This window comes from Devosia sp. (assembly GCF_034675085.1).
Classification (GTDB): Bacteria; Pseudomonadota; Alphaproteobacteria; order Rhizobiales; family Devosiaceae; genus Devosia.
Genome location: NZ_JAUCDN010000084.1, coordinates 1 through 11,449, shown reverse-complemented (window position 1 = coordinate 11,449; position 11,449 = coordinate 1). Strand labels below are relative to the sequence as shown.

General features: G+C 64.5%; 14 protein-coding genes. 6 read left to right on the top strand and 8 right to left on the bottom strand.

What is annotated here, in order from left to right; translation table 11 throughout:
• The coding region (locus VDP82_RS07375; protein ID WP_323014205.1) for an RsmE family RNA methyltransferase at positions 1-513 on the bottom strand (513 nt) is incomplete at its 3' end.
• Between VDP82_RS07375 and ubiA the strand changes: the two genes are divergently transcribed.
• Positions 512-1,447, top strand: a complete 936-nt coding sequence (gene ubiA, locus VDP82_RS07370) for a 4-hydroxybenzoate octaprenyltransferase (RefSeq protein ID WP_323014204.1) — start codon at positions 512-514, stop codon at positions 1,445-1,447. The two genes, VDP82_RS07375 and ubiA, sit on opposite strands and share 2 nt — an antisense overlap.
• Positions 1,448-1,744: 297 nt before the next feature.
• Here ubiA and VDP82_RS07365 read toward each other — a convergent pair whose 3' ends face one another.
• Positions 1,745-2,260: a DUF6101 family protein gene (locus VDP82_RS07365; RefSeq protein ID WP_323014203.1), complete on the bottom strand. Its 516-nt coding sequence runs from the start codon at positions 2,258-2,260 to the stop codon at positions 1,745-1,747.
• Positions 2,261-2,526: 266 nt separating this feature from the next.
• Here VDP82_RS07365 and VDP82_RS07360 point away from each other — a divergent pair, with 266 nt between their 5' ends.
• Together VDP82_RS07360 and VDP82_RS07355 are read left to right on the top strand one after the other, a co-directional pair.
• Complete coding sequence (locus VDP82_RS07360) at positions 2,527-3,390, top strand: 3'(2'),5'-bisphosphate nucleotidase CysQ (RefSeq protein ID WP_323014202.1); 864 nt, start codon at positions 2,527-2,529, stop codon at positions 3,388-3,390.
• Positions 3,383-3,616 carry a DUF4170 domain-containing protein gene (locus tag VDP82_RS07355; RefSeq protein ID WP_323014201.1) on the top strand — a complete coding sequence of 78 codons (234 nt, stop codon included), beginning with the start codon at positions 3,383-3,385 and terminating at the stop codon, positions 3,614-3,616. The genes VDP82_RS07360 and VDP82_RS07355 overlap by 8 nt, the downstream gene beginning before the upstream one ends.
• 7 nt (positions 3,617-3,623) lie before the next feature.
• On the opposite strand, the gene VDP82_RS07350 is transcribed toward VDP82_RS07355, so the two are convergent.
• From VDP82_RS07350 to VDP82_RS07335, 4 genes are read right to left on the bottom strand one after another with little or no spacing between them, the layout of a single operon-like run.
• Positions 3,624-4,793 (bottom strand): hypothetical protein, encoded by a 1,170-nt coding sequence (locus tag VDP82_RS07350; protein ID WP_323014200.1) that lies wholly within the window; start codon positions 4,791-4,793, stop codon positions 3,624-3,626.
• Positions 4,794-4,795: 2 nt separating this feature from the next.
• Positions 4,796-5,017 carry a DUF2093 domain-containing protein gene (locus VDP82_RS07345; RefSeq protein ID WP_323014199.1) on the bottom strand — a complete coding sequence of 74 codons (222 nt, stop codon included), beginning with the start codon at positions 5,015-5,017 and terminating at the stop codon, positions 4,796-4,798.
• A gap of 51 nt (positions 5,018-5,068) precedes the next feature.
• Positions 5,069-6,682: an exodeoxyribonuclease VII large subunit gene (gene xseA, locus VDP82_RS07340; protein ID WP_323014198.1), complete on the bottom strand. Its 1,614-nt coding sequence runs from the start codon at positions 6,680-6,682 to the stop codon at positions 5,069-5,071.
• 42 nt (positions 6,683-6,724) lie between these two features.
• Positions 6,725-7,612 (bottom strand): LysR family transcriptional regulator, encoded by an 888-nt coding sequence (locus VDP82_RS07335; RefSeq protein WP_323014197.1) that lies wholly within the window; start codon positions 7,610-7,612, stop codon positions 6,725-6,727.
• Between the two features lie 152 nt (positions 7,613-7,764).
• On the opposite strand from VDP82_RS07335, the gene VDP82_RS07330 reads away from it, so the two are divergent.
• Entirely contained in the window at positions 7,765-8,022 is a 258-nt protein-coding gene (locus VDP82_RS07330) for a hypothetical protein (protein WP_323014196.1), read from the top strand.
• A 138-nt stretch (positions 8,023-8,160) separates the two neighbouring features.
• Here the strand turns inward: VDP82_RS07330 and VDP82_RS07325 are convergent, their stop codons facing one another.
• Entirely contained in the window at positions 8,161-8,412 is a 252-nt protein-coding gene (locus VDP82_RS07325; RefSeq protein ID WP_323014195.1) for a PilZ domain-containing protein, read from the bottom strand.
• A 14-nt stretch (positions 8,413-8,426) separates the two neighbouring features.
• A complete protein-coding gene (locus VDP82_RS07320) occupies positions 8,427-8,885 on the bottom strand; it encodes an invasion associated locus B family protein (protein ID WP_323014207.1) in 459 nt (152 codons plus the stop codon).
• 390 nt (positions 8,886-9,275) lie between these two features.
• On the opposite strand from VDP82_RS07320, the gene coxB reads away from it, so the two are divergent.
• Together coxB and VDP82_RS07310 are read left to right on the top strand one after the other, a co-directional pair.
• Positions 9,276-10,178 (top strand): cytochrome c oxidase subunit II, encoded by a 903-nt coding sequence (gene coxB / locus VDP82_RS07315; RefSeq protein WP_323014206.1) that lies wholly within the window; start codon positions 9,276-9,278, stop codon positions 10,176-10,178.
• A 25-nt stretch (positions 10,179-10,203) separates the two neighbouring features.
• Positions 10,204-11,449 (top strand): cbb3-type cytochrome c oxidase subunit I (locus VDP82_RS07310; RefSeq protein ID WP_323014194.1); only part of this gene is annotated, 1,246 nt, incomplete at its 3' end.

The following is an 11,449-nucleotide window of genomic DNA, read 5'->3' as shown; positions in this document are numbered from 1 at the left end:
GGCGTTGGCCACCAGCTTTTCGGGCTTCAGCCGGCTCACTTGAGTGCGCGCGGTGATGACGGGCTGGATGATGCCGGCCCCCATTTCCGTCGCCTTCTGGATTAAATAGTCCAGCCGCTCGCTCTTGAGCGGCGCAAAGCCGTACCAGAGGTCGGAGGTCGGTGTCTGCGGCGCGATTTGTTCAAGCATTTCAAGCTGAACCGCCTTTTTGGAATCCCCTGTCAGCCGGCAGCGCCAGGCCCCGTCGCGGCCGTTGAACAGCACTGCCTCGTCGCCCACGGCCCGGCGCAGCACGGCGGCGAGATACAGCGATTGCTCCTTGCCCAGCGTCAATTGGCCACGGGGAGCGAGATCGGCGGACACGAACAGACGGGGCAGGGTGGCGTGGGTGCGGGGCATCGGCAAACCATCAGGGAACGTCATCGCAAGGTCTACTCCAAAGCCGACGAACGCAGTAGACCTCTTGCGGGCCTCAACCCTCGCTCTCCAGGAAATCGCCAAGGAAATCGCCATGACCCAAGATCAATCCGATTCCACCGCCATTGCCGATGCCCAGTCCGGTAATTGGGTTGATCGTTTCGCGCCGCCCTGGCTGAAACCCTATGCACGCCTGGCCCGCTGGGACCGGCCCATCGGTTTCTGGCTGCTCTACTGGCCCTGCGCCTGGAGCCTCGGGCTGGCCGCCGTGGCCGATCCGGCCCGGGGTTTTGACTGGTGGGCCGCCGTGCTCATGCTCGTCGGCGCGATTCTGATGCGCGGCGCCGGTTGCACCTTCAACGACATCGTCGATCGCGATATCGACATGAAAGTGGCGCGCACCCGCCTGCGCCCCATTCCTGCCGGCCAGGTCACCGCCCGCCAGGCCCTGGCTTTCCTGGTGATTCAGGCGCTGCTGGGGGCATTGGTGCTGTTTCAGTTCAACCGCTTCACCGTCTGGGCCGGCGTCGCCTCGCTGGTGCTGGTCGCCATCTATCCCTTCATGAAGCGCATCACCTGGTGGCCACAGGCTTTTCTCGGCCTCGCCTTTTCCTATGGCGCCCTGGTCGGCTGGACCTCGCAGACCGGCGGGCTCGCCCTGCCGCCGCTGCTGCTCTATGCCGGCACCATCCTCTGGGTCATCGGCTATGACACGCTCTATGCGCTTCAGGACATCGAGGACGACGCGCTCATCGGCGTCAAATCCACTGCTCGTCTCTTCGGCGCCAATACCCGTCCCATTGTCGCAGGCTTTTACGCGCTCGCCTATATCCTCTGGCTCGCCGCCGCCACCCTGGTCGGTGCCGGCATCGTCTTTGCCCTGATTTCCCTCATCGCCGCCGGCATCCTCGCCTGGCAGGTGCAGACCGTGGACGCCGAAAAGCCCGGCAACCCCTGGCTCCGCTTCTGGTCCAACCGCTATGTCGGCATCGTGCTTACCCTGGCTTTCCTGGCCGATTGGGTGTGGTAGGGGCGTTTCTGCTGGTCATTCACCGCGCCCCAAACCCCTATGTCATTCCGGCGCAGGCCGGAATCCATGTCCGCATGCTTCCCCCATCAATGAGGTCGCGGGTAGTCTTCAGCCTGGAGTCAGGCCTGCGCCGGAATGACTTGGTGCGAGGCTGAAAACGGGGAAAAATGCCCATTTATCCCCGCCCCCTTCCGCCTCCGCTAATATTCACCGCATCGCTCGGCCCCCAGAAACGCCAAAAGGGCCGACCGCACCACTGGTCAACCCTTCAAGGCGTGCTCTGGAGGCAGATGAAATTCAGGAGGCGTCGGGCTGGCCCGGCTTGCGGCGGTTGAGGAAGCGGGGGCGGCGATTGGCTTCGGCCACCAGCTTGCGGCGCGTTGCCGACTGGCCCAGCATCACCCCGTCGACCTGCTGGCCATAGGGCATGTAGGCGCCATCGCCGGCCTTGATATAAAGCGGCAGGCGCAGCTTCTTGCCCCAGTTCTGCCACTCGGCCACGACGTTCTGGTTCCCTTCTTCCTCGAAGACCCGATAGTTGAGGTCGGGGTCGGAATGGACCAGTTCGATGGAGCTGGTGAGAACGCCCTCTTCATTTATCCGCGTGGCCACGGCCACGCCGATGAATTCGGTGACGGGCACCTTGATCTTGATGGCGACCCCGCTCTGTTCGAGCATGCGGCGCAGGGTGACGGTTTTGACCGGGTCGCGCGGACCATTGTCGTTGGCCGCCACGAAGCGGCGTTCCGCCAGCTTGGGCCGGCCGAATGCGAGCACGACCGAAGTCCCTTCCATCGCAACACCGTGAACCATTTGAATTCGCCTTCCTGTCAACTTCGAGAGCTTGTTTTTGGCGCTCTCTTTATGGGGCCAACATAGCGCTTCCCCTTACCCGCCCCCTTAATCGGTTCGGTTAAGTTTATCTTGTTTTCCGAGAGGGTTAGCGGTGTCTTGCATCAAGTAGGACGCGGTTAACTTCACGCGCAAAAGCCCTGTTAACGCTGCCATATTCGCCTGCAACCGGCCTATGCGCCCCCGGCTCTTGCCCAAGCTGGGCGGGGGGCATAAAAGGCGCGGCAATGCCCGCGCCCGCCACCACCTATAGTGACGATCTCGAACTGCTCCGCTCCGCCGCGGTCGCGGCCGGCATCCTTGCCTGCGGCTTTTTCCGCCGCGATGTGCGCAGCTGGCAAAAGGACAATGCCTCCCCGGTCAGCGAGGCCGACATCGTCGTCGATAATTATCTGGCCCAGACCCTGCTCGCCGCCCGGTCGGACTATGGCTGGCTCAGCGAGGAAACCGCCGATAATGCCCGCCGGCTCGATTGCGAGCGCGTCTTCATCATCGACCCCATCGATGGCACGCGCGGCTTCCTGCGCGGCGAGGATAGCTGGACCCTCTCGCTCGCCGTGGTGGAAAACGGCGTGCCCGTGGCCGGCGTCGTCTATGCCCCGGCGCGCGACGAGCTTTACGAGGCTGAAAAGGGCGGGGGCGCCCGTCTCAATGGCAAGCCTCTGCGCCGCAGCCGCCGCGCCGGCGCCGCCCCGCTCATCCCGGCGCCCGGCGCCGTGCACCAGGAAATGCAGGCGGCGGGCCTGCATTATACGCGCGGGCCGGCCTATCCCTCGCTGGCCTATCGGCTGGTGCAGGTGGCCACCGGCCGGCTCGATGCCGCTGTTGCCCGGCGCGGCAGCCAGGATTGGGATATTGCCGCCGCCGCCCTTATTCTGGACGAGGCCGGTATCGGCTTTGCCGATGTCTGCACCGGCTTTCCGCGCTTCAACCGGGCCGAGGTGCGCCATGGAGCCCTTGCCGCCCTGAGCGACATGAGCCTAAAACCGCTTGTCCATGCCGCGCTCATCAAGGTCTATGGCTGTCCCGCCGAAGACGGCAGCGCGTCTTCCCCGATCGGCCCTTCAAGAACGGATATGACCAATGGCTAAAGAAGAACCCACCAAACAATTGCTGCATCTGGTGATTGGCGGCGAGCTCTCCAGCATCGAGGGCGTCACCTTCGCCGATCTCGACCAGGTCGATATCGTGGGGGTCTACCCCAATTATGCCACCGCCTATGCCGCCTGGAAGCAGAAGGCGCAGATGACCGTGGATAGCGCCCAGACGCGCTATTTCATCGTCCATCTGCATCGCCTGCTCGAGCCCGAAGCGTAAGCGGGCCCTAACCCATTTCCGCCGGGTGCCGCTCGGCAAGCGCCGAGAGAATGGTTTGCAGGGCGCCCGGCCCGCCAACGCGGGCCTGACCGATTCCGGCCAACCGCTGCCGCTCGGCGGGATCGGCCAGCAGGCGCTCCAGCGCTGCCCCGATCCCTTCCGCATTTGCCGGCGTTTCCACCCGGGCCTCGCCGAAATAGCGCTGTTCGGCCTCGAAGCGCGAGCGCCGGTCGGCGGAGCTGACAAAGGTGATGCTGGGCCGCCCCAGCCCCAGGGCTTGGGTCGTCGCCGTGCCCGCCTGCGACAGCACCAGGTCGGAAGCGGCCAGCAGATTGCCCATGGCGCCGCCCCGCGCCATGTGGATGGTGAGTTGGTCGTCCACCAGCACACCCAGATCGGCGCGCTCCGAGCTGAGTAACGGGCTGCGGCTGAGCCCGCTGCGGCCCGCCAGCTCGTTGACATCCACTTCCCCGGCTACGGCCACGAAGATGTCGGGCATCAGTTCCATCGGCAGGCGACGCAGCGCCTGCACCTGCAAGGCACAATTGTCGCTGGTCGGCCCCCGGCTGCCCGGCAGCAGCGTCACCGCCTGGGCCCGGTTGTGGCGGGCGGCGGCGTCGTAGTCGCCGTAGGGGATGGTGTCCATCATGATATTGCCGCCGCACCGGGCATCGACGCCGAGGGCGATCAGCATATCGGCAAGGTTCTGGCGGCGGGATATGACCACGGCGCAGCTTTGCCGGATCACCCATTTTTCCAGCGCGGAATAGAGCCGGGCATAGCCGGTCTTGTAGCAATCGACATAAAAGAGATTGCGATGGCCGGTGATATAGGCGGCGATCACTCCCACCATGTCGCCGATCACCACCACCTCGTCATAATAGCCGCGAATGCGCCGCAGGAATTGCAGCGCCGGTGGAATGGTGCCCAGCCCTCCTCCGGCGAGGTCGTCGCGCAGCGAGCCCTTGGCAGTGCGCGAGCCGCCCGAGCGCAGGCTGGCGCGCGGACCGACGATCGGGCAAACCCCGGCATAGGCGCTGCCGGCCCCGATCATGGGATAGGCTTCCACCTCCACCGAGGCGGGCAATTGCGCCACGATGGCGGCGCCGATCCAGTCCTCGCCATGACCGTTGGAAATGAACAGATAGCGCCGGCGGCCGGCCCCTTCGGCCACCACGCTCAGGCTCCGCGCCCGAAGCGTTCGAAGGCGGTATGCGCCGCCACGGCGTCGGCATAGGCCTCCTGCCGGTCCACGCTCCAGTAGAACAATTCGTCGAGCGGGATGGGTTTCTGCGTGATGGCACAGCGCACGAAGCTGCCCGGCTTGAGCACGTCATATTCGCCGTCGCCATAGCGGAGCACCGCTTCGGTGGGCGAAAACCCCTTGTCGAAGATGTTCATGCGAGACCGTCCTTCAGCGCCAAGCCTCGGTATAGCCCGCAACAGGGCCGATCAAAAGAGGCTTTCCTGCCCCTCCCCATCCGCCTGTGGACGTGGTTTCTTCTTTATGGCCGGGCTGCCTGCAATCGTTGCCGCCACGGCGCCATCGGCGAACTCGATGCTCACGCCATCGCCCGGCAGCAGGCCCTGCCGCTGGTTGACCAGCTTTCCTTCCGCATCCTTGACCACGGCATAGCCGCGCGCCAGCACGTTGCGATAGCTCAGCGAGGCAAGGAGCTTGCCCGCCTGCGTCAAAGCGGCGCGGCGCTCGTTCAGGACGATGCCGAGGCCGTTTTGCAGTCGTGTCGAGACCGGCTCCAGCCGCGCCCGCCACTGGCCCAGCTCGGCGCGCAGCGTGCCCGTCGAGAGCTTGGGGCCCATGGCCTGCAATTGCGCCCGCTTGCGCTCCACCAGCAATCCCGCTGCCGCCACCAGCCGCCCGGCATGCGGATCGTGGGTCAGGCGGGCGCGCTGCACGCTCTGGCGTAGCCCGGCCTCGGCCCGGAGCGACAGATTGCGCAGCCGCTCGACCGCCTCCTGCTTCTGCCCCAGCATGAGCCGGGGGCTGAGCCGGCTTTCGTTGCGCGAAAAGGCCATGCGCCGCTCCTGCACCGAATGGCGCAGCCCCGCGAAAAGATTGCTGGCGGCATGGTCGAGGCGCTGGCGCTGCGTTGCCACCAGGTCGGCGGGGCGAGGCAGGCCGGCGCTGGCCGCCCGCAGCCGGTCGCGCGCACTGCCGGTCAGCCGCCGCGCCGCCTGGCGCTGGCGCGCGCCCAGGTCGTCGACATAGCCAACCAGCTCCGCCCGCACCGGGACGGCCGCCTCGGCGGCGGCGGTCGGCGTCGGGGCGCGCATGTCCGAAGCGTAGTCGATCAGCGTGGTGTCGGTCTCATGGCCCACCGCCGAGATGATCGGAATGGCGCTGGCGGCCACGGCCCGCACCACCGCTTCCTCGTTGAACCCCCAAAGGTCCTCTATGGAGCCGCCGCCACGCGCCACGATCAGCAGGTCGGGCCGGGGAATCGGCCCGTCGACCGGCATGGTGTTGAAGCCCTGGATGGCATTGACCACTTCGGGCGCGCAGGTCTCTCCCTGCACCCGCACCGGCCAGACCAGCACATGGCTGGGGAAACGGTCGGCCAGCCGATGCAGGATGTCGCGGATCACGGCGCCGGTGGGCGAGGTGACCACGCCGATGACGCGGGGCAGATAGGGCAGGGGCTTCTTGCGCTCCCGTGCGAAAAGCCCTTCGGCCAGCAGTTTCTTGCGCCGCTCTTCCAGGAGCGCCATCAGCGCCCCGGCGCCGGCCGGCTCGATATTGTCGATGACGATCTGATATTTGGACGAGCGCGGATAGGTGGTCAGGCGCCCGGTGGCGATCACCTCCAGCCCTTCCTCGGGCTTGAAGGTGAGCCGGGCGAAATTGCCTTTCCACACCACCGCGTCGATGGAAGCGTTCTCGTCCTTGAGGGTGAAATAGGCGTGGCCCGAGGAATGCTGGCCGCGATAGCCCGAGATTTCGCCGCGCACCCGCACATGGCCAAACTCGTCCTCTACCGTGCGCTTGACCGCCTGGGCGATCTCGCTGACGGTGAATTCGGCGGCGTTGGACAGGATATCGGACATGGCTTCTGGTGCGTCATCGCGCCGCCAAAATCAAGCCGGCTCTTACTCGGCCGCCTGCGGCTGGCGTGGCGTATCCAGATTGCCCATGGACTGCACGATGTGATTGGCCAACGCATCGTAGATGCCGCCATAGGCGTGGCTGGCACGCATCAGCGCGATCTGCGCATCGGCCAGCCTCGGCAGGCCGGCTTCCTCGCCGGCCACCCGCATGCCCGGCTGCATGGCGCTTTCGGGCAGGAAACCCACCGCCAGGTCGGACAGCACCGCGCTCGAGATCGCCGTGGCGTTCGACGAGGTATAGGCTATGCGATAATCGCGCCCCGCCCGGTCCAGCGCCTCCATGGCGCCCTTGCGCCAGATGCAATATTGCGGCCCGCAGGCGATGGCCAAGGGATCGCTGGCCAGCGCGCGCCCGCCATGGCTGGCCACCCAGAACATTTTTTCGGTGCGGAACAACTCGCCGTAATTCTGCTCGGTGCCCTGGGTGAAGACGATGAGATCGTACCGGCCCGAGCGCATGCCTTCGAGCAGATGCTCCGAGGCCATGCAGGACACATCGACCGCGATGCGCGGATGGGTGCGCTGGAAGCTGGAAAGAATGACCGGCAGCAGCCGCACCGCATAATCGTCGGGCACCCCGAAACGGATAGAGCCGGCCAGATCCCCCTCGGAGAAATGATCGAGAATTTCGGCATTGGTGCGCAGCATCTTGCGCGCCTGCCCATAAAGCGCCTCGCCATGACGCGTCAGTGCCACGCTGCGGCCGTCGCGGGTGAGCAGGGCGTGCCCCAGCCGCTCTTCCAGCCGCTTGATCTGCATGGAAACCGCAGACTGCGTCTTGTTCACCCGCCGCGCCGCCTCGGTGAAGCTGCCGCAATCGGCAATGGCGCAGAAGCTTTGCAACTGATCCAGATCGAGAGGTGTGGCCATGACCGATATTCATCACAAGGATTGATGTAAGAGATGAAATCTATTTGTTGGACGAATGGAAGTCCAGAGCGCTAGGGTCTTCAGCATTGGTGCAATTTCCATTGCATCGTCCCGCCGATCTCCCTTCGGCAAAATCACATCTGGAGACTGCCATGGCTCTCTCGCTGTCCGGCGAGCGACCGCTTGCCGCCGCCGCGCCCGCCAATCCTGTCCGTGCCCTGAGGCGCTGGCTGGCCGAGGCCCGCAAGGCCCGTCTCCGCCGCATGGCGCTCAAGGCATTGCTCGATCTCGACACTGTGCATTTGCGCGACATGGGCATCAGCCGCCGCGACATCCATGCTGCCTTGCAGGCGCCCGCGCATTCGGGGCGTTTGCTCCATGGCGCCCGGGCCCGCAGCGCCCGGCTCTGAGTTCGCGCCGGCCTTGCGCCGGCGCCCCGCGTTGGCACGGCGCCGAGAGGCTGCCCGTGTCATCTCCGGGTCGGTTTTGCCACCGTTCCCGTTTCCTGATGACTTGCCGGACCGGCGCTCTGCGCTTGTCCGGCTTTTTTATGCGGCAGGGGTAAAGGCGACGCCGATTTCCGTCGCATTGCGCCACACGGCGGTGCAGGCGAATTCGCGCCCGTCATCCATCACAAGATCGAAAGTGTCGGGTATGCCCACCACGTTGGCCACCCGCAACAGCGCGCCGCCCTCGGACAGGTTGCGCACCATGCATTGAAAGGTGGAGCGCCGGTCATTGATGGCGATGCGAGCCCCCTTGAGGGTGCGCAGGCGGATATGGGCGCGGCGTTCTTCCACCTGGAGCGGCCTCCTCAGGGGAGTTGGGCAAAACCATCCTTGAACCCGTTGAGCGACACCGGAATGCCGATGCCCTCCTCGGGGGTCTTGAAGACGACGAAAATGGCATTGCTGCCATTGGACAGCGTTTCGATGAGGCTGTCGTCGAGCACCACCTCCGCCACGCATCCATTGGGCAGGCAGCGCACGAAGGCGACGCGCCCCATGTCCTGCCCGTCCACATTGAGGCCCAGCCCATTGGGCAGCAGCACGCCCAGCGGGGCCAGCACGCGCAGCAGCCGCGCCTCGCGATCGGCGGTGCGCAGCACGATGACCGAAAGCCCGACATTGGGCTGGTCCTCGGCCATGACGTTCTGGATGATGGCGCATTGCTCGAAGCTGGCGCCGGGCGGAGTATCGCAACTCATCTGCCAGTCGCCATACTGGGCGCGCACGACGCCCTGCGCGAAACCGGGGGTCACCGCCAGGCTCATTGCCAGGGCAAGGCCCGCAAGGCCGTGTTTCAGAACTGCCTTCACTCTCTAGTCTCCCGCGAATCGCGCCGGGCGCAAGGGAAAATCTGTTTCCGACAGGCAGCCGTTCAAGTCAACCGAAGCCCTTCCAGTGCACGTTTATGCGGACCTGACTGCGGCGAGGGTGAGGCGGTTTCCCCAATTGTCGAGGCGCAATTTGACGCAGTTGGTTTCGTGCGGCGCCATGGACTTGATGATCTCAATGTGATTTAGCTCAAAGAAGAGTTTTGCGCTCCGAGGTTGAGTCGGGGTGGCGTTTGCTATGCCGCTATAAGTCCCCCTCAATCCCGGTGCGGATGCACCAATTGCAGTCGACAGGGGGTTTGAGTGACCGGGCAGTTCTTGAGAAAGATGGGGGCGCTATCTGCAGCCGCAGTGGCTCTGGCCCCGGCTCTGGCCTCGGCGCAGGATCAATTCGGTGGTGGGTCGGCAGGGCATCCCGTGCCCGGGCAGTATCATCTGCAGCCCTCCGTCACGCCTATCATGGATTCCATCATCGCCTTCCATGATGGGCCGTTGATGTGGTCCATCACCTTTATCGTGGTGCTGGTGCTGGTTCTGCTGCTTTTCGTGGCGGTGCGCTTCAATGCCAAGGCCAATCCCAAGCCGGCCGGCTTCACGCACAACACCATGGTCGAGATCATCTGGACCGTTGCGCCGATCCTGTTGCTGATCCTGATTGCCATTCCCTCCTTCGGCGTGCTGACCGACCAGCTCGTGGTGCCCGATGGGCAGCGCAAGTACCTTGGTTCCAATATCTTCTCCTTCGGTGAAGTCGAGGTTCCGGCGCCCGAATTGACCATCAAGGCCACCGGCCAGCAGTGGTATTGGGATTACGAGTATGTCGAGGATGAGGTTGGCTTCACCCAGCTGATCCTGCAGGAAGAGGATCGTCTGGCGACCAAGCCCGGCCAGCCGCGTCTCCTTGCCGTCGATAACGAGCTGATCGTTCCGGTGGATACCACGGTGCGCCTGCTGGTGACCGCCGATCCCATCGGCGTAATCCATGCTTTCGCCGTGCCGTCCTTCGGCATCAAGATCGACGCCGTGCCCGGCCGTCTCAACGAAACCTGGTTCAACGCGCGCGAGACCGGCATCTATTATGGTCAGTGCTCCGAGCTTTGCGGCAAGGACCATGCCTTCATGCCCATCGCGGTCCGCGTCGTGACCAAGGACGAATTCGCCACCTACATGGCGGCCTACAAGGCCGGCGACTATTCCGCCGCCAACGCCACGCTCGCGGCAGTGCAGTAAGAACTAGGCTCAGAGGAAACAAAAAATGGCTGACATCGCTCACCTCGAAGCCCAGGCGACTGGTCATGACCACCATGCCGACGCTCATACGCCGACAGGCTGGCGTCGCTGGGTCTTTTCCACCAATCACAAAGACATCGGTATAATGTACCTTGTCTTTTCGATTTTCGCCGGCGTGATCGGCGGCCTTCTGTCCGGCCTGATGCGCATGGAGCTGCAGGAGCCGGGCATCCAGATTTTCCACGGTCTCGCGGCCATGGTTTATGGCGTGGAAGGCGGCGAGGCGCTCGACGCCGGTAAGCACATGTATAATGTGTTCACCAGCGCCCATGCCCTCATCATGATCTTCTTCGCGGTGATGCCCGCGACCATGGGCGGCTTTGCCAACTATTTCGCCCCGCTGATGATCGGTGCGCCCGATACGGCCTTCCCGCGCATCAACAATATCGCCTTCTGGCTGCTGCCGCCGGCGTTCATTCTGTTGATCCTGTCGCTGTTCTTCGAAGGCACCGGCCCGCAGGCGCTCGGCTTCGGCGGCGGCTGGACGGTCTATCCGCCCCTGTCCACCACCGGCCATCCTGGTCCCGCCATGGATTTCGTGATCCTGTCCCTGCACGTGGCGGGCATCAGTTCGATCCTGGGCTCGATCAACCTCATCACCACCATATTCAACATGCGTGCGCCGGGCATGACGCTGCACAAGATGCCGCTTTTCGCCTGGTCCGTGCTGGTCACTGCCTTCCTGCTGCTGGTGGCGCTCCCGGTTCTGGCCGGCGGTATCACCATGCTGCTGACCGACCGCAATTTCGGCACGGCCTTCTTCCGTCCGGCCGAAGGGGGCGACCCGGTCCTGTTCCAGCATCTGTTCTGGTTCTTCGGGCACCCTGAAGTGTACATCATGATCCTGCCCGGCTTCGGCATGATCAGCCACATCGTCTCCACCTTCAGCCGCAAGCCCATTTTCGGCTACATGGCCATGGCCTATGCCATGGTGGCGATCGGCTTCGTCGGCTTCGTCGTGTGGGCGCACCATATGTTCACGACCGGCCTGAGCCTGGATGTGCAGCGCTATTTCGCCGTTGCCACCATGGTCATCGCGGTGCCCACCGGCATCAAGATCTTCAGCTGGATCGCCACCATGTGGGGCGGCTCCATCACCTTCAAATCGCCCATGCTCTGGGCCGTGGGCTTCATCTTCCTGTTCACCGTGGGTGGTGTAACCGGCGTGGTGCTGGCCAATGCCGGCGCCGACCGCATGCTGCACGACACCT